The following is an 18,760-nucleotide window of genomic DNA, read 5'->3' as shown; positions in this document are numbered from 1 at the left end:
GGTTAACGAATTTTAAAAGATGAAGTTGTGTCATCTAGTGATTGAGATAGTTTCTTTAATTGTTCAGACATGTCTTCGAAGGTGGCTACTTTTTGTACTTGCTGTTCTACTAGCATTCCAATTTCATTCGTACTTGCTAATGTTTCCTGGGCTAGGCTTGTAAAATTTGAGGTTGCTTCTTCCATGCCAGGAACACTTTGTTCTAACGAGACAAGTCCCTCTCTCATCTCAACTAATTGGTTATTTGTTTGATTGACGACATGTAATAAAAATTCAAATGCTTGTTTGGATTCGTTTACGATAGTTGTTTGATCAACTACATTTTTTAATGAAGATTCAAATTCGATTGAAGCTTGTTCAGTAGCAGTTTTCATTCTTGTAATAGGGATAGTAATTTCATTTGTAGCAATTGAAGTTTGCTCGGCAAGTTTTCTTACTTCGTTGGCAACAACAGCAAATCCTTTGCCCGCATCACCAGCCCTTGCTGCTTCTATAGTCGCATTTAAAGCTAATAATTTCGTTTGCTCGGAAATCGATTGGATCAGTTGTACCACTTGATCAATCTGGGTAGACTCCTTCAACACATGAGCCATTGTTTCTTGAAATAACTCAAATTCCCCTTGCAGTTCAGCCATCGATAAAACCATCGTGTTAAGTTTTTCATTCCCTAGTTTCGCCCTAGTGTCCATCTCTTTAGAGCTTTCATTGACACTTTCAATGTGATTCATATTTTTTTTGATTTGCTCTTTCATTTGCTGGAAGACGTGAATATTTCGCTCTGAGCCTGAGGCCGTTTGTTCTGCACCTTGATTAACGATATTAATTGAACTCTGTAGATGAACTGCTGTCGAATTTAATTGTTCCGAGGACTCACTAAGTTCCTGACTATTGTTTAATAAATTTATTGTAGTCCCTTTTACATCAAGTAATAACAATCTCATATGGTCCATCATCTGTTCGAAGCTTTTCACGAGTGACTCTACTTCAGGTGTAGTTGATTTTATGTCGATCGTTTGACTTAAGTCCCCGTTACGAGCCTTACGCATCGATTCGCGTAGTTGTACTAATGGCTTGGTAATTGAGCGAACAGTGAAGATAATAATAACCGTTGTAGCTAGAATTCCTACAAGCACAGTTATAGCGATGATCGTTAGCAATTGATTGATCTCATTCATATAATCGATTGTAGGAACAACCATTAGAAACTGTCCTTGAAGATTTTGTACATAATAATAAGCGACGGCAAAATCTTTGCTATCAACAGTCATATGCATTAAGCCACTTTTACCCTCTTTGATGGTTTGAAGAGTGCTTGGTGAAAAACTCAAATCAGAAAATTGACTCATTGAAAAAGGTGTTAACTCATCATCAATATATAGAAAATAATCTGCAGAAAGACCATCGGCCATTAATTCAATTGACTGGTTAATGATTTTAAATTCAAGCTCTTGAAAGAAAACTGAATCATTTTGCGGGTAACTTAACTTAAGAAATTCACCCATTTCTCCTATAGATGCTGCCTCCCTAATTAAACGTTGTTCGACAAATTGTTTACTCATGGTTGAAGAGCGTTCATAACTGACGTAGCCTATTATTCCTGTTGTTAGAGAGATTAATAGTATAAAAGTTAAGAGCAATCTTGAACGCATACTCAGCTTGTTTCTATTATTATGATTTTTTCTTTGAAACGTTTTAAAGGTAGGGATTTTGAATTTTCTGGGCACTATGTAACACTCCTTTTGTCTGTATAACTCGAATTATGACAGTGCAGTATTAATGCCATATGGACCTATTGTAAAGACGATGTAAATGTGTACTTTTCATCCGCGAAAAGCAAAAAAAATTGCACAAACAACGCCGATTTATTTGCATATGCAAAGTATTTTGCAGACAGTTGTCGAACAAGCCTGATGATAACGCTTACTTTAATAAAATTCATAATTGGCACAGTTTTTGCAATATACTTACAGTGACTAGATAATAAGGAGTGGTGTAGCATGTCAGTACCTTACAAACACGAACCATTTACAGATTTTTCGGTTGAAAGTAACCGCCAAGAATTTGAGGCGGCTTTGAAAAAAGTTGAAGCGGAATTAGGTCAAGACTTCCCGTTACGTATTGGGGGAGAACTTGTTTATACAGATGATAAGATTACCTCAGAAAATCCAGCTCGTAAGGAACAAACGGTTGGGCGCGTCTCTAAAGCAACAAAAGAACATGCGGAACAAGCGATGCAAGCGGCATTGACAGCATTTGAAGATTGGAAACGCTGGGAGCCAGAAGCTCGAGCTGAAATTCTCTTTAAAGCAGCAGCAATCATTCGCCGTCGCAAACATGAATTCTCAGCATATCTTGTGTATGAGGCAGGAAAACCATGGAATGAGGCAGATGCTGATACAGCAGAGGCGATTGATTTTCTAGAATATTATGGACGTCAAATGATTGAGTTGAAGAATGGTATTCCTGTTCTTAGTCGAGTAGGGGAGAAGAATCAATACGGATACATTCCACTCGGAGTCGCTGTTGTCATCTCACCTTGGAACTTTGCTTTTGCGATTATGGCAGGAACGACGGTGGCAGCCGCTGTAACAGGAAATACGGTGTTATTAAAACCAGCTAGTACGACTCCTGTAGTCGCTGCAAAGTTCATGGAAGTACTAGAAGAGGCTGGATTACCTGCTGGTGTAGTGAACTATGTACCTGGTAGTGGTTCAGAGATTGGTGATTATTTAGTTGACCATCCAAAAACACGTATGATTAGTTTCACAGGTTCTCGTGAGGTCGGAGAGCGCATTTATGAACGTGCTGCTAAGGTAGGTAAAGGGCAGAAATGGTTAAAGCGTGTAGTTGCTGAGATGGGCGGAAAAGATACAATCATTATTGACAAAGATGCAGATCTAGATCTTGCAGCAAAATCGATTGTCGCATCTGCATTTGGTTTTTCAGGGCAGAAATGTTCAGCGTGTTCACGTGCAGTGATCGTGGAAGATGTGTACGATGAAGTACTTGAAAAATCGATTGCTTTAACGAAAGAGTTAACAGTTGGCGAAACAATCAACGATACATTCATGGGACCGGTAAATGACCAAGCAGCCTTTGATAAAATCATGAGTTATATTGAAATCGGTAAAGAAGAAGGACGTGTTGTTGCTGGTGGAACAGGAGATTCTTCTAAAGGATATTTCGTCCAACCAACGATTGTTGCAGATGTCGCAAGTGACGCTCGCTTGATGCAAGAGGAGATCTTCGGGCCGGTTGTTGCTTTCTCTAAAGCGAAAGATTTCGATGAAGCTCTTGATATTGCTAATAATACGGAGTATGGATTAACGGGTGCCGTCATTTCAAATAACCGTAAGCATGTAGAAAAAGCAAAAACAGATTTCCATGTTGGGAATATGTACATTAATCGTGGATGTACCGGAGCGATTGTAGGGTATCATCCGTTCGGAGGATTTAATATGTCTGGCACAGATTCCAAAGCAGGCGGCCCAGACTACTTACAATTATTCCTTCAAGCAAAAACGATTTCAGAAACTCTCTAATGTGAATACAATGAATAGAGCGCACGATACCATGTATCGTGCCTCTCTTCAACCTTATCAATGAATAATGAGATTGGAGATGTGGTTAGCATGGTACTTAAACCCATGTTTCTATATTTGTCGAAGAACAAAGTGCTTAACCGCAGTGCGAAGCGCTGGGGATTAAAAATGGGAGCTAAACAAGTTGTAGCGGGTGTAACGATTGCAGATGCGATGAGGACCGTTCAAGAATTGAATGATAAAGGTCTAGTCGCGACAGTTGATCATTTAGGTGAGTTTATTACATCGAGACAAGAGGCGATTGAATCAACGAATGATTGCATCGAAACATTGAAAGCGATTACAAAAACAGGTGTGAATTGTAATTTATCATTAAAGCTTACACAGCTTGGACTCGATGTCGAACGAGAGCTTTGCTATCAAAATATGCGAAAAATCGTTCGCACGGCGTATGAGTTAGAGAACTTTGTTCGAATTGACATGGAGGACTCTAGCCATTGTCAACAAACTCTCGATCTGTTAGCAGATTTAAGAGAAGAGTTTCCAAACTCTGTCGGTACGGTCATACAAGCATATTTACACCGAGCAAAAGCAGATGTCAACGATCTTCAAGGCATAAATTTACGTCTTGTAAAAGGGGCCTACAAAGAGTCTAGTGAGATTGCATTTCAGGAGAAGAAAGTGATTGATGATAATTACTTTGAAATCATTAAGCAACACTTGTTGAGCGGAAGTTATACTGCGATTGCATCACATGACCATACGATTATTGATAAGGTAAAAGCATTTTGTGAGGAAGAGGGGATTCCGAAGACTCAATTTGAATTTCAAATGCTCTACGGATTCCGTAAAGAATTGCAAGAAGAAATTGCTAAGGAAGGCTACACGATGCGAGTCTATGTTCCATTTGGCACAGACTGGTACGGATACTTTATGCGTCGTTTAGCAGAAAGGCCACAAAATGTTAGCTTTGCCATTCGTGGGCTTTTATCGAAATAAATGAAAAACAAGGAGCTGTGCGTGGCAGCTCCTTGTTTATGATTACAATGTATCGTCACTCGATAATTTTTTTAAACGGTATTGAAGATTTTGACGACTAATACCTAGCGCCTTGGCGGCTTGTGACACATTGCCTTTATGAACAGTCATTGCCTGTTTTATGTAATAAGATTCGACCTCAGCGAGATGATCTTTGAGTGGCTTGTGAAGGAACGTTTCATTTGAGTGGGTGGATGCAGCTGGAGTGTCTTTTTCTTTTGACGGTTGAGTCGTAAGTCGCCTTCTCATATGCATGGGCAAATGATAGAGCTCCATTTGGTGTTCGGTCGTCATAATGTTCATGGCAGACTCAATCACATGCTCTAATTCACGTACATTTCCAGGCCATTCATACTGCTCAAACAATTCAAGGACATCAGCAGAGATCCACTCGACATTCATTTGGAACCGTTTATTAAAGATCTCAAGAAAATGTTCAACAAGAATCGGTATGTCACCGTATCGATCGCATAGTGGTGGAATGTAAAGAGAGACTACACCTAAGCGATAAAATAAATCTTTTCTTAAGCGGCCGTTTGCTACCGCGTCAAAAGGATCTTCATTTACTGTTGAAATAATCCTTACATCGACTGGTGTGTCTTTTGTGTCGCCAACTCGTCGAATCGTTTTTTCTTGAATAGCACGTAGTAACTTCGCTTGCAGGGCTGGATTAAGAGAATTAATCTCATCTAAAAGCAAGGTGCCGCCTTGTGCTTGTTCAAATAGGCCAGGGTGTTCAATTGCCCCAGTAAATGCGCCTTTTTTTGTGCCAAATAAAATACCTTCAATAAGGTTATCAGGTAATGCAGCACAATTTTGCGAGATAAATGGTGCACTAGCACGAGTGCTCCCATTATGGATACTTTGAGCGAAAATTTCCTTGCCTGTTCCCGTCTCGCCTGTTAGTAAAACAGATGAACTCGTTCTGGTTGCACGTTTGGCTTCATGTATGACTTGGGTCATCGCCTCGCTCTGCCCAATAATTTGCGAAAAGGTGTAACGAGTCTGCCCATTTTTTTGCAGAGTATCGTTCATCAATTTCTCAAGACGAGTAATGTCTTTAGATAACTCGAAGGCGCCAACGACTTCTCCATTTTCGTTGGTCACAGGGTGTGTATCGTTGACTGCTGTAACTGGATAGCCTTTGTTATTATAATATTGCTGTTTGATGTTATAGAAATGCTTGCCTTTTTTTAAAGACTGTAACAACGTACTTGATTGATCTTCTTTAAATAAGAAGACATCAAGCAGGCTTTTATGAAGCACCTCATTCGGTGGCATTGATTCAATATCCGTCATCTTCTTATTGTATAGGACTGTTTTTCCGTCAGCATCAACAATATGTACACCAACATCAATGGTGTCTAAGACAACTTCAAGCATCGAGATCGTCTGCTTTAGGTTTTCTTTTTCTACTTGATTCATGATCCACCTCCTATAGCTTAAGTATATGGAAACGCTCGCAATTGTGCAAAATTATTTGCAGGAAAGGAAAATAAATATTAATATTCAGCAATGGAGCTTCGGAATACATATATATTCTTCAACGAGTAGATCGATTAATTATCTGTAAATTGGCACTAACCTTGCATGGTGCTATTTTATATAAACTAATAAGGAGTGTGTCCTATGACAAAAACAACGTCAATTATCGAAAAAACAGAACAATTTGGAGCAAAGAATTATCATCCACTTCCGATTGTTATTTCTAAAGCAGAAGGTGTGTGGGTAGAAGATCCAGAGGGAAATCGTTACATTGATATGCTAAGTGCATACTCGGCGGTTAATCAAGGTCATCGTCACCCGAAAATTATTCAAGCCCTAAAAGACCAGGCTGACCGTATTACTTTAACATCACGTGCCTTTCACAATGACCAATTAGCTCCTTTTTACGAAAAAGTTGCAGGACTAACGAACAAAGATATGGTACTTCCGATGAATACAGGAGCAGAAGCAGTCGAGACCGCTGTAAAAACAGCTCGTCGTTGGGCTTATGATGTAAAAGGAGTCGAAGCAAACCAAGCAGAGATCATTGTATGTGAAAATAACTTCCACGGACGGACGATGACAGCTGTTTCCCTTTCATCAAATGAAGAGTATAAGCGTGGATTTGGTCCAATGCTTCCAGGAATTAAAATGATCCCTTATGGTGATGCGCAAGCGTTGCGTGAAGCGATCACTCCGAATACGGCTGCATTTCTCGTAGAGCCGATCCAAGGGGAAGCAGGGATTATTATTCCGCCTGAAGGCTTTTTAAAAGAAGTTCGTGAAATTTGCTCGGATAATCAAGTACTATTCATTGCCGATGAAATTCAATCAGGGCTTGCTAGGTCTGGAAAACTGTTTGCATGTGACTGGGAGGAAGTCGAACCTGATATGTACATTCTAGGAAAAGCGCTAGGTGGTGGAGTGATGCCAATTTCGGTTGTCGCTGCTAATCGTGAGATTCTTGGTGTGTTTGAACCTGGTTCTCATGGCTCCACTTTTGGTGGCAATCCATTAGCATGTGCAACATCAATTGCTGCTCTTGAAGTGATTGAAGAAGAAGGGCTCGTTGCACGCTCTCATGATCTAGGAGAATACGTGATGAGTGAGCTTCGCAAGATTCCACACCAAGACATCAAAGAAATTCGGGGACGTGGGTTATTTATCGGCATTGAGTTAATCGTTCCTGCTCGTGGATATTGTGAGCAGTTAAAAGAGTTAGGACTTCTATGTAAAGAAACACACGAGAATGTGATCCGACTAGCACCACCACTAGTCATCTCAAAAGAAGACCTAGACTTTGCATTGGAAAAAATAAAACAGGTTTTCGCATAAGAAACAAGAGAGAAGGGGGCTCTGCCCATCTTCTCATCTTACATAATAAAAAGTAGGACAAAGGGGCGATTTCAATGAAACGATTAAAAATTGGAGTGATTGGGGTACCAATGGACTTAGGTCAGAACCGACGAGGCGTCGATATGGGGCCAAGTGCGATTCGTTATGCAGGCTTAATCAGTAGACTGGAAGCTCTCGGACATGTTGTGAAAGACTTTGGTGATGTGTCCATTGAAAAACGAGCAGAAAAAATAGGATTAGTAGGTCTAAAAAACTTACCTCAAGTGATCCACGCCAATGATTCATTACGTCAGCAAATTGAAGAAATTGAGGTAGAAGGCCTTTTCCCACTTGTTCTAGGTGGTGATCATAGTATTGCTATAGGTACACTTGCTGGGGTGACAAAATCGCGGAGGCAACTCGGTGTGATTTGGTATGATGCCCATGGCGATTTAAATACAGAGGAAACATCACCATCAGGCAATATCCATGGCATGCCACTTGCGGTTAGTCTTGGATTAGGTGATGAATCACTAACAAATATTGGCGGATTTGCTCCAAAAATTAAGCCAGAGCATATCGTAATCATTGGCGCTCGTTCATTAGACGAGGGAGAGAAAGAATACATTAAAGAAAAAGGCATTAAAATCTTTACGATGCACGAGATTGATCGACTGGGGATGACGAAAGTGATGGAGCAGGCCATTGATCACGTCTCAAATGGAACAGATGGTGTTCACTTAAGCTTAGACTTAGACGGACTCGATCCAAATGATGCACCAGGCGTAGGAACTCCAGTACTTGGGGGAATCTCTTATCGTGAAAGTCATTTAGCGATGGAGATGCTAGCAGAAGCAAATATTTTAACATCGACTGAATTTGTCGAAGTTAATCCGATACTAGATGAACGCAACAAGACAGCTGAGGTTGCCGTTGCCTTGATGGGATCTTTATTTGGAGAGAAGTTACTTTAAACAAGAAAGAGGCTGCGACATAACTAAAGTGTTTAACTGAGAATTTGAACAGTGCGCTAACTAAAAGGGTGCGAAGTATATTTCAGGAGCAGCTTCATTGCACCTCCTATTATTTGTACAGATTCTTGCTGGTTAATACACTATTGTCCCAGCCCTTTCTGTTTTTTATACTAGAGTAGAGATGTGGCAAACCAAGAACATTTTCTAATAGTGATTAGATTTACTTTTTCATTCAGGTGTTTTTCGATTATAATGAAATGTAGTGAGTCATAGAAAGAGGTGAATGAAATGTATAATATGTTTTATCAGTCACATATCGGTTCATGGGCTATTCTTGTTTTGCTATTTTTTGTCGGCTATTTTCTATTGAAATCAGGTAAAGCAAAAGGGTCAAAAATCGTACATATGGTTTTACGTTTGTTCTATATTATTATGATTGTCTCAGGAATCGGGATGATTGTGATTCTTGGGTTCCCGCTCATGTATTTGGTTAAGGGTGTGCTTGCATTCTTCCTCATTTATGCAATGGAAATGATTTTAGTACGTACAAAAAAAGGAACACTCGGAAGCCAAGCGACGATATATTGGGCAATGTTAATCATCACATTGATCTTAGTCGTCCTATTAGGATACGGAGTTATTTCTTTCTAACACAGACGAACACACAGCCTAGACAAACCTAGACTGTGTGTTTTTTTATTTTTTGATCGTTTTGAATGAGGGAGACCAAATCATCTAAACTGCCAGTACAGTGCGTCACTTCTGGTAAATGGTAAAATGTACACGTCGTTTCTAAATCATTTAGCGCTTCTTCTGTTGTGTGTAGATAGATTTGTTTTCGGAGACTAATTGCGATGCCGAGTTCAGTATGTGTTCCGTTTCCTCCAGGGAGCAGAACAATGACAAATTGTGCATCTTCTACACCTTGTTTTTCATTCATTCCTACGGTGCGAAGTTCTTCTAAACTCCGCGCTCGCCCGTTTAACGTCCAATCATATGTATGCGTATAGCCTAAGCATTTTAACTGGCGACTGACGTAGCGAACAGATTGATGGTTACTAAAACTAGATGCCACATAAAAGTTCATACAAAGCCTCCTTACAGTAAATGGGTAAAACGATGACAGGGACTACACGATCCTTCACTTCTAATGATAAACTAGTAGAAAAGCTGGAAACAAGGGTGTGTAAAAAATGAACTGGATTTTTAAACGATACGATCAATTAACGACAGATGAGCTATATTCAATATTGCAACTTCGAGTCGAGGTGTTTGTCGTTGAACAACAATGTCCGTACATGGAATTAGACGCGAAAGATCAAGTCGCTCTTCACGTCTTAGGGTATGAACACGATCAACTAGTTGCTTACAGTCGGTTATTTATGCCTCAATCTCATGACGATAACGCATCAATTGGTAGAGTGATCGTTAGAAAAGAGTTCCGCTCTGAGGGTTACGGAAAAGAATTGCTGGAAACTTCGATATTTGAGTTGAGGCGTACGCATCCTATAGCAACCATATATATTCAAGCGCAACACTACTTATTATCTTTTTATCAATCATTTGGATTCAAAGAGACCTCCGACGTTTACGATGAAGATGGCATTCCACATATCGATATGATGTTAGAGAAGGAGTGAAGATCAAGCATGCAAAACGTAACGTATACATCGTTTAAAGATGTAGCAAATGAACAAAGACTTCATGATGCCCTTAACAAACAGCGACAACAATCAGAACCTGTCTTTTATTTGCTTCCGTCTAGTAAGTGGTTAAAAACAGCGAGAGCACGTCAACCAGGTATAAAGTTTACGACATTCGATGATGTAGCGAAATATATCGTTGACCAAGTGGAAAAAGATGTCACTTATTTAGATGAGCAAGAGCGAACGTTGTTTTTTTCAAATATGTTAAAAACAAATACGCGTTACCAAAAAATACGAGCCAACCAAAGCAAAGTAAAAGGACTTGCGGATACATACGGCCAATTAAAACGTCTCGGGCTTAGTCTTTCGCACACACCTCATTCCTTACAAGAGGTTAGGCCGTTATTTGCTGAATATGAGCAAGAAACGGTGGAACAGAGAAAAATGTATGACCCTGAAAATACAGTCTTGCGTGCAATAGATATTTTGCAGACAGAACAAGTGAAGCTCTCCGCCATCTACATTGATGGGTATGTTGATTTTAGTCCCATTCAGGCGGTCTTCTTGCAAGCACTCGTTCAGGCAGATGTCCCGATCGAAGTGTACATACCGAACGATCAAGCACATCAAGTGGTTGAGGATACAAAAGCAATCCTTCTAAACATGGGATTTGAGCAAGCAACAGACACCGAGAAAAATACAGTCACAGCTAGTAAGCCTGTTGTAAATATATTAGCTGCGACAACACAGGCAGAAGAAATGAGAGCTGTCTTAGAAGAGATCCATTCATCAGAAATTCCATACGACGATATTGGCGTAGTTCTAGTTAATGAAAAGCGGGGCTTAAAGCAGTTTGAAACTCTTGCAAGCACCTATGATATTCCTCTTCAAACACCAAGAAAAAAATCATTGAACCAAACGGTAACGTTCCAACTGTTGATCATGCTGATGCGAAGCGAGCTATCTATTCAAAATCGTTTTGAACGATTACCTTTAGTTGATAAACTATTTCAAATGTTTTCCTTACGCGGTGCTAACTATGCCAAAGCGAAAGCTGCTTTTTTGAAAACCGGTGACTTTATTGATCAAGAAATAGCGGAAGTGTATTCGACTATTGACCAACTTACATGGCCTAAAAAGGGAACATTCCTCTCGTATTTAACAAAAGTGAGTGAACTCGTGCGCACATTAAAGTTAGAAGAGAGATGGCTTAACGCTCGAGAAAAAGAAACAGAAACTGCGCGGTTAAAAGAGACTGTTCTTGAGGAACGAACGGTTGAATACATAGAAAAAATGTTAGTAGAGTACAGTCATCAACTACAAATAAAGCAGTTAACCAATTTAGAGATGACACATGACGTGTTTATCGATTGGCTAAAAGAGGCTGGAGCAGCATCGGATCTTTACATTGAACGAGGCAACAGACGAGGAGTCGCCTTGCACTCATGGCGCGATCTCGGATTATTTAAAGGGGAAAAGTTATATATCATTGGCATGAATGAAGGGGCATTTCCATCCGCCCATCATTTAGGCGGATATATCATTGAAAAAGATTTGTATCAGTTGCCAATTGTCGGGAGCTTGCCGACACAAGAGCATTTCCGTAAGAAACAGCTCGCATATTTTGAGCAACTACTTCTTAGTTCACCAACGTTGACGTTTACGTATACAAAAGGGTTAGACCCTAACCATCCTCTACTACCATCCCCATTTTTGGATGGATGGAGTGAAGAAGAAGTGAGTATGTGGACGTTCGATCGTCGGATGAATCAATCGGTTAGCTATTCTTTGCTTGATCAAGAAGAGAAGATGGCGTATCAGCTTGGTCTTGGAAAAAAAGTGACCGAGATGTCACGTAATCTTGAGCAACTTACTAGTCGAATAGAACGACTTCAGACTTCTCGTGAGCCGATCGAACCAACACATCAACAGAAGCTATCTAAATCAGTTGTTTCTGTTACGGCCCTTGAAAGCTATGCAAGATGTCCGTTCAAGTTCGGTTTAGAGCGTGTCTTGAACATACAAGAAGCGCAGAAAGTGAAAGAAGAAGTGTCCCCGTTAGATATTGGTCAGATGGTGCATGATTTAATAGAGTCGGTCTATACAGAACTGAATTTAGTCGGTGTGAAGTTTGGTGAATGTACAGAAGAAATGAAAAGCAGAGTTCTTCCTCTACTAGAAACTAAGTTTGAGGATTTGTGGTCGGAGATTGAGACGATTTCTTTTGATCTTTCTAGGCCAGATTTGATGTTGACAAAAGAAAATTGGTGGAAACGTCTCGTGCGTTGGTGGCAAGCAGAGAGAAAGCTATTTTGGGATAATCAGCAATTAACAGACATGAAGATTGATGCACTAGAAGCTTCTGTCAGGTTAGAGTTTGAAATTGAAGACGGAAAACAGCTAATACTTACAGGGAAAGTCGACCGTGTCGACCGAGATGAGAACGGATTTGCGATCTATGACTACAAGACCGGTTTTGCACAAGTGAAGATGGAAGAAGACGTACGGACAGGTTTGAAGCTACAACTTCCTCTCTATGCTAGAGCAATGAAACAAGCATTCACAGAAGGGGAAAGTGTAATAAGTGCATACGGGGCTTCTTATATCTCTCTTAAAGAGCCAGAGAAGAGAGCGGGAAATGGAATTTGGCGGTCAGATCAAGTAGGCAAAGGATCGAGATTTCTCGTGCACTTCTCGTGTAAGAATAAAGAAGAAGATTTAGGTGGAGACGACTTTATTGAAACGTATGAGTTGAAGCAAAAAATTAAGGAACTTTGGACGGGGACGAGTACAGAGTTTCCTGTTCAACCCCTCGATTGCTCTGCTCATTGCCCACATCAGGCGATATGTCGAGTGACCGAAGAACAAAAGGAGGGGGAGAAGTAGGATGGATTTTAATTCAGCACAAAAAAAAGCAATTGAAAATAAACACCCTCTTGTCGTCATTTCAGCCGGTGCAGGATCAGGAAAGACACGCGTCCTAACAGAGCGAATCATGTATATTTTAGAGAAGGCTTATCATGAACCAAGCTCTTCTTTAGGGGCAACGATTGAAGAACTAGCAGCCATTACTTTCACTGAAAAAGCAGCTCGTGAGATGAAAGACCGTGTGAGGAAGAGATTAGCGAAAAAAGAATTAGAGGCATTGACGACAGAAGAAGCTGATTATTGGAAGACGCAAAAAGAACTAGTAGAGCGTGCATTAATTTCTACTTTTCATAGCTTCTGTCAACAGCTGTTAGGTCAGCATGCTATGGCAGCTAATCTCCCCCCGACCATCCGAATCATTGATGAGGTTGAAGCAAGACAGTTAAAAAGAGAGACGATAAAAACGTTAATGCAAAATATCGAATTCACCTCGGTAGCAAATGAGTTTTTCCAATATATGAGTAAAGATCAGTTGATCTCGGTTATTGAAGAGATTCATGCAAATATTTCTGAATTAGTAGTGGGCGAGGAAGCCATCACTCAACTCGACCCAGATCAAATGCTAGAGAAACAAACCGAAGCAATGATTATGAAACAACAAGAGAGAGTTTCTCAATTTCATCATGAGGCCCAGAGGTTAGTAAGAGAGTTTCCGAGCGGAGAAGATTTAACGAAAGCGCAACAAGCTCATGTGGAACGACTTATTGAAGCTTTTCAGGCCCAAGCTTCACCCACAACACCAAACCAGTATATCGCATGGCTCCAAGACATTATGCCAAAGCGTACCGACAAGAAATGGGAAGAAACGGTTCCTGCTTTATACGAATTATTTGAAGAACATTGGAAGCCATTAAAAGAAGATTGGAAAAGCATTGGTGGAGAGGTTGAAATAGACGAAGTTGCCCAAGAATTATTGGGAAAATTTGTCTCACTGCTTGGTCAATTCCATCTTCGTTATAAAAAAGAAAAAGATAAACTTGGTGTTGTTGACTTTAGTGACCTCCAGCAAAAAGCGGTTGCTCTTTTAGAAATTGATCATGTGAAAAAATCGTGCCAACAACAGTACAAGCATATGTTAATTGATGAATTTCAAGATACGAATCGATTACAACTAGAGATGTTAAACAGAATTCAACCTGTTTACCGTTTTATAGTAGGAGACACCAAACAGTCGATCTATCGTTTTCGCGGAGCTAATGTTCGTTTAATGAATGAACTCGAAAAAGAAGCCAGTGAACAAACGCACGCTGATGCAATCGATATGAACATCAATTATCGAACGTGTAGACCAATCATTCAAGGCATCAATGAACTCTTTTCAAGTGCGATGTCACAAGAGATCACCGAAAGTTTTCAAACGCGATACACAGCATTAGAGGCAGATCGAGAGAGTGAGGATGCTGAGAAATTAATCGAGCTAATTGTATTGCCAGAAGATGAGGACGAAACGGATGAAATCAACCTGTATGACCAACTGGCAAGCCGAGTCACAGAGATGGTACGTAGTGGTAAGCCCCGAATCATGCGGAGTGAAGAGTGGCAAGCCCCGATGTTTAAAGACATCGCCGTCCTCATTCCTGCAAGAACCAATCTGTTGAAATTAGAGCGAGCGTTATCGAAAAAACAAATTCCCTATACGGTGTACGGAGGAATTGGTTTCTACGACCGTCAAGAGGTGATTGATGTTCTTGCTCTTTTAAGGTGGTTAAATCGGCCATTTGAAGATAGTCATTTGCTTGCTATCTTGCGTAGTCCGCTTATCGGTCTAACGATGAATGACTTCCTCACAATCTCTGAAGAAAAGGAAGAAAGTCAAAGTTATTCTGAGTTTATGTACAATTGGTCGGAAGGGGAGTGGGTAGCACCGAATCACATCAAGGAAGCTCTTAAGACGATTCAAGCGTGGGTAAACCGCTATGTGCCATTATCAGCAGCCGAATCGATGTCAGATGTGATTTATCAATTATTAGTAGACATAGGTTTTATTCATAGCATCCTAGTCGAAACAAATGGTCTACAAAAGGTGAAGAACGTCGAGAAAATCTTATCGATGATTGATCAATACCAAGCCTTGACATTAGAAGAACTTTTGCAAATGATTGATGAGAGAATGGCTCTGAGCGATAAAGAAGGGGAGGCGGAGATGGAGCGGTCAGAAGGAAATGCTCTTCATATTATGACCGTCCATGCTTCTAAGGGGCTTGAATTTCCTATTGTTTGCTTGCCACAACTTGAGAGACCTGTTCGTGGAGATTCGGGCAAGATTCGTTTTCATCCACAGCTCGGTCTGGTCATGAATGTAGAAGAAGAAGCTGAACAACTCGGAGAAAAGAAAATACAAAGAGCGACACCAGGTTATGAGCTTGTTAAAGATGAATCGAGTCAAGAGGCTGAAGAAGAAGCGAAACGGTTATTTTATGTAGCAACCACTCGGGCGAAAGACTATTTGTTTATGATTGGAAAAGAGCCAGGAGCGAAAAAGTCTTGGTTGCATTTAGTGGATGAGGCGAAAAAAACGAGTGGTCTCGAGCAATACGTCATAGAAGCATCACATATTCCTGAGCAAGCGGCTCATCAACCAACTGTGGAAATCTATCATAAAGCGCCCATCTCTTCTCAGAAAGAAGTTCTCTTGCCGCTTTCTGTCTCGGAAATTATGACCTTCATGGAGGACCCGAATGAATACTATGATCGATACATCTTAGGTATTCAGGATACGAGGTGGCATAGAGAGCGGCAAGAGGAATCGACTGATCGAAAGAACGCGATTGATCCTACGTTGCTTGGGACCATTGTTCATCGTGCATGTGAGCTCCGAGACTATGGATTTCAGACCGAAGCGGCCATTTATGAGGCATTGCTCCTAGTAGAAGACCTCCCGCAAAAAGAACATTATTTAGATGAAATCAAAAAGCTGATGGAAGCGTATAGTGATGAACAAAAGGAAGCCTTAGGTAGGCCAGTTGCCAATGAATGGTCCTTCGCTGTAGAGTTAGCTGGAGCAGAAGTCATTGGAGAAATAGATAAAGTTGTAAGAAGAGATGGATTGCTTCATTTAATAGACTTCAAAACGAATCAAGTTCATAAGGCTGGGCGAGAATGGTTAAAAAAGTATGACGTGCAACTACATTTGTATAAGATGGCGTATGAAAACGTGACAGGAATGGAGATTTCCTCTATGTCTCTTTATTTATTGCGTGATCAGGAGCAGCCAATCCATGCATTTAACGATAACCCTGAAAAAACACAACATATTCTTGATGCTATTACAAAGTTAGTTTATTTGAAAAAGACTGCTTTAACTCGTGATGAGTTTCTAGCCTACACATAAGAAAAAGCGGACAAGTTCAAAATGAACTTGTCCGCTTTATTTTGATTAAACAATTCGCTTACGAATCATTGCACTAAGTGTATCAATGATTGTGACAACAACGATGATCACAAGTAAGATCATCCCAACTTCATCCCAGTTACGGTTTTGAGTGGCAATAGTAATAAGTGTACCGATACCACCTGCACCAATAATACCAAGAATGGTCGATGCACGAATATCAATTTCAAAACGATAGATAGCATACGATAAGAACTCAGGAATAATCTGTGGAATAATTCCATAAACGAGAACTTGTAATTTGTTTGCTCCGTTTGCTTCGAGAGCTTCAACAACGTTCATATCGATCGATTCAATGACTTCACAATAAAGTTTACCTAACATACCGATCGAGCCAATCGCAATAGCTAGTACCCCAGCAAAAGGAACAGGTCCAACCGCTGCAACGAACATTAACGCAAGTACAAGCTCTGGAAAGGCACGAATGCCATCAAGCACCCATTTAGAAAATGTATTTAAGAATTTACTTTTAACCATATTACTAGCGGCAAAAAAGCCGAATGGAATAGCAAGAATAGCTGCGAGTAGCGTACCAGTGTAAGCCATCTGTAACGTTTCCCACATTAGCTCCATAACCTTTCCGAATGCAGACCAGTCAGGAGAAAATAATTGTGGAATAACTCGTGAGAAATTATCAATTGTACGTTCACTGAACACACGAGCCCATCTAATGTCAATACCGACAAAAGTCCATACATATAAAGCGATGACGGCAATTGCAATGATACTTAATTGAATCCACTGCTTTGTCGTTCTTTTTTTGTTAATCGTTAATTTTTGTTCCATTAGACGAGTCTCTCCCTTATTTTATTACTGATGTAATCAATGATTACAACTGCAATAAAGATGATGATGATAATCGTCATCACGCGTGGGTAGTTGAAGAAACTAACTTGCTGTTGAAGCAATAACCCAATTCCCCCAGCACCAACGAATCCTAGTACAACAGATGCACGTACATTTACTTCAAATACATACAGACCAAATGAAACGAACTGTGGAAGTACTTGCGGCATGACGGCATACCAAATGACTTGAAGGGTATTACCACCTGAAGCACGAATCGCTTCTAATGGATTTAAATCGATCGATTCAATTGTTTCGTACATTAACTTCGCTAAAATACCTAATGAGAAAATGAATAAGGCCATAATACCTGGAAATACACCAACTCCAAAAATACCAACAAAAATAACAGCTAGTAAAATATCAGGAATTGTACGCAGGACGTTCATAAGGAGACGTACTGGTTGGTGAATCCATTTATTCGGAAATAGATTAGCTGCTGATAATAAAAAGATCGGAACACTGGCAATTGCTGCAAACGTTGTAGCAATGATTGCCATTTGAACCGTCTCTGCTAAATACTCCCACACTTGCGAGGCGTAGCTCCAGTTTGGAGGAAAGAGATCTTTCCCTACTCTTTCAAATCCAGACCATCCATCAATGAAATTTAGGATAGAAGACTGTGTAGCGACTGAGGTATAAATATATAAACCAATAATAGCTACTAAAATTATCGTCATCTGACGTTTCGCTCGATTTGAATACAGTCCTACATTTGTATGATTATTCATCTTCTTGACCCCCTACAAGGTCATCCTCTCGTATTTTTCGGCCATAGATCTCTTCAAATGTCTGTTCAGACACATCACTAACAGGACCATCAAATACGACTTCACCTGCACGCATACCGATAATACGGTCTGCATATTCCATCGCCATATCAATAAAGTGCAAATTGACAATCGTTGTAATATTGTCTTCTTGGTTAACTTTACGTAGGTACGTCATTACTTGGTGAGAAGTAGGGGGATCAAGGCTCGCTACTGGCTCATCAGCAAGAATAATTTTAGGTTGCTGTGTTAATACACGTGCGATTGCTACACGTTGTTGTTGACCACCACTTAATTGATCAGAACGTTGGTGCATTTTTTCAGCGATGTTTACACGTTCAAGGCTACGGTGAGCTAGTTCTAAATCTTCTTTTGAATACATTCCTAAAAGGCTTTTCAATGTACCGGTGTGCCCAAGGCGTCCTGATATCACGTTTTTCATGACAGTTGAACGTTTTACGAGATTATAGTTTTGAAAGATCATCCCGACTTTAGTGCGTAACTCACGAAGATTTTTCTGGTTAAAAGATAAAATGTTCTCATCGTCAATTAAGAGTTCGCCTTCTGTAGGAGTAACAAGGCGATTCATACTGCGAATGAGGGTCGATTTACCTGCACCTGATAATCCCACAATGACGACAAACTCACCTTCATTAATCTTGAGGTTAATATTTTTTAAACCTTTATTACCGTTTGGATATACTAAAGAAGTATTTTTGAATTCAATCATGGTAGTGCTCCTTCCTAATGTGAAAAGCTAGATATAAAAAAGAAAGGAGGAGAAGAACATCTCCCCCTCCAAAAT

Annotated in this window: 14 protein-coding genes; 8 read left to right on the top strand and 6 right to left on the bottom strand. The window is 40.2% G+C overall.

Annotated elements, in window-relative coordinates:
* Nucleotides 1-2: 2 nt before the first annotated feature.
* The gene (locus tag CDZ88_RS11120; RefSeq protein WP_442857122.1) at nucleotides 3-1,175 is read right to left on the bottom strand and encodes a methyl-accepting chemotaxis protein; all 1,173 of its coding nucleotides are present in this window, start codon (nucleotides 1,173-1,175) and stop codon (nucleotides 3-5) included.
* 822 nt (nucleotides 1,176-1,997) lie between these two features.
* Between CDZ88_RS11120 and pruA the strand changes: the two genes are divergently transcribed.
* Nucleotides 1,998-3,542: an L-glutamate gamma-semialdehyde dehydrogenase gene (pruA, locus tag CDZ88_RS11115; protein WP_100373606.1), complete on the top strand. Its 1,545-nt coding sequence runs from the start codon at nucleotides 1,998-2,000 to the stop codon at nucleotides 3,540-3,542.
* Between the two features lie 81 nt (nucleotides 3,543-3,623).
* A complete protein-coding gene (locus tag CDZ88_RS11110) occupies nucleotides 3,624-4,541 on the top strand; it encodes a proline dehydrogenase family protein (RefSeq protein WP_100373605.1) in 918 nt (305 codons plus the stop codon).
* Between the two features lie 42 nt (nucleotides 4,542-4,583).
* Here the strand turns inward: CDZ88_RS11110 and CDZ88_RS11105 are convergent, their stop codons facing one another.
* Nucleotides 4,584-6,005 carry a sigma-54 interaction domain-containing protein gene (locus CDZ88_RS11105; RefSeq protein ID WP_100373604.1) on the bottom strand — a complete coding sequence of 474 codons (1,422 nt, stop codon included), beginning with the start codon at nucleotides 6,003-6,005 and terminating at the stop codon, nucleotides 4,584-4,586.
* A 204-nt stretch (nucleotides 6,006-6,209) separates the two neighbouring features.
* Here CDZ88_RS11105 and CDZ88_RS11100 point away from each other — a divergent pair, with 204 nt between their 5' ends.
* The 3 genes from CDZ88_RS11100 (at nucleotide 6,210) to CDZ88_RS11090 (ending at nucleotide 9,025) form a co-directional block, all read left to right on the top strand.
* Nucleotides 6,210-7,400, top strand: coding sequence for an ornithine--oxo-acid transaminase (locus tag CDZ88_RS11100; RefSeq protein ID WP_100373603.1), 1,191 nt, complete (start codon nucleotides 6,210-6,212; stop codon nucleotides 7,398-7,400).
* Between the two features lie 74 nt (nucleotides 7,401-7,474).
* A complete protein-coding gene (gene rocF / locus CDZ88_RS11095) occupies nucleotides 7,475-8,374 on the top strand; it encodes an arginase (protein WP_100373602.1) in 900 nt (299 codons plus the stop codon).
* Nucleotides 8,375-8,662: 288 nt separating this feature from the next.
* Nucleotides 8,663-9,025: a DUF1516 family protein gene (locus tag CDZ88_RS11090; RefSeq protein WP_100373601.1), complete on the top strand. Its 363-nt coding sequence runs from the start codon at nucleotides 8,663-8,665 to the stop codon at nucleotides 9,023-9,025.
* Nucleotides 9,026-9,053: 28 nt separating this feature from the next.
* Here CDZ88_RS11090 and CDZ88_RS11085 read toward each other — a convergent pair whose 3' ends face one another.
* Entirely contained in the window at nucleotides 9,054-9,461 is a 408-nt protein-coding gene (locus CDZ88_RS11085; protein ID WP_100373600.1) for a group-specific protein, read from the bottom strand.
* A 106-nt stretch (nucleotides 9,462-9,567) separates the two neighbouring features.
* On the opposite strand from CDZ88_RS11085, the gene CDZ88_RS11080 reads away from it, so the two are divergent.
* The 3 genes from CDZ88_RS11080 to CDZ88_RS11070 are packed head-to-tail and all read left to right on the top strand — an operon-like array spanning nucleotide 9,568 to nucleotide 16,279.
* Complete coding sequence (locus CDZ88_RS11080) at nucleotides 9,568-10,014, top strand: GNAT family N-acetyltransferase (RefSeq protein ID WP_100373599.1); 447 nt, start codon at nucleotides 9,568-9,570, stop codon at nucleotides 10,012-10,014.
* Between the two features lie 9 nt (nucleotides 10,015-10,023).
* Entirely contained in the window at nucleotides 10,024-12,906 is a 2,883-nt protein-coding gene (locus tag CDZ88_RS11075) for a PD-(D/E)XK nuclease family protein (protein WP_100373598.1), read from the top strand.
* Between the two features lies 1 nt (nucleotide 12,907).
* Nucleotides 12,908-16,279, top strand: a complete 3,372-nt coding sequence (locus CDZ88_RS11070; RefSeq protein ID WP_100373597.1) for a UvrD-helicase domain-containing protein — start codon at nucleotides 12,908-12,910, stop codon at nucleotides 16,277-16,279.
* Nucleotides 16,280-16,324: 45 nt separating this feature from the next.
* Here CDZ88_RS11070 and phnE (CDZ88_RS11065) read toward each other — a convergent pair whose 3' ends face one another.
* From phnE (CDZ88_RS11065) to phnC, 3 genes are read right to left on the bottom strand one after another with little or no spacing between them, the layout of a single operon-like run.
* A complete protein-coding gene (phnE, locus tag CDZ88_RS11065) occupies nucleotides 16,325-17,125 on the bottom strand; it encodes a phosphonate ABC transporter, permease protein PhnE (RefSeq protein WP_100373596.1) in 801 nt (266 codons plus the stop codon).
* Nucleotides 17,125-17,916, bottom strand: a complete 792-nt coding sequence (gene phnE, locus CDZ88_RS11060; RefSeq protein WP_100373595.1) for a phosphonate ABC transporter, permease protein PhnE — start codon at nucleotides 17,914-17,916, stop codon at nucleotides 17,125-17,127. The genes phnE (CDZ88_RS11065) and phnE (CDZ88_RS11060) overlap by 1 nt, the downstream gene beginning before the upstream one ends.
* Nucleotides 17,909-18,685, bottom strand: coding sequence for a phosphonate ABC transporter ATP-binding protein (gene phnC, locus CDZ88_RS11055; protein WP_100373594.1), 777 nt, complete (start codon nucleotides 18,683-18,685; stop codon nucleotides 17,909-17,911). The genes phnE (CDZ88_RS11060) and phnC overlap by 8 nt, the downstream gene beginning before the upstream one ends.
* Between the last annotated feature and the right edge of the window lie 75 nt (nucleotides 18,686-18,760).

It is taken from the genome of Bacillus sp. FJAT-45037, assembly GCF_002797325.1.
Taxonomy (GTDB): Bacteria; Bacillota; Bacilli; order Bacillales; family Bacillaceae_D; genus Alkalihalophilus.
The sequence above is the reverse complement of the archived record's forward strand: the minus strand, read 5'-3'. Positions and strand labels throughout refer to the sequence as shown.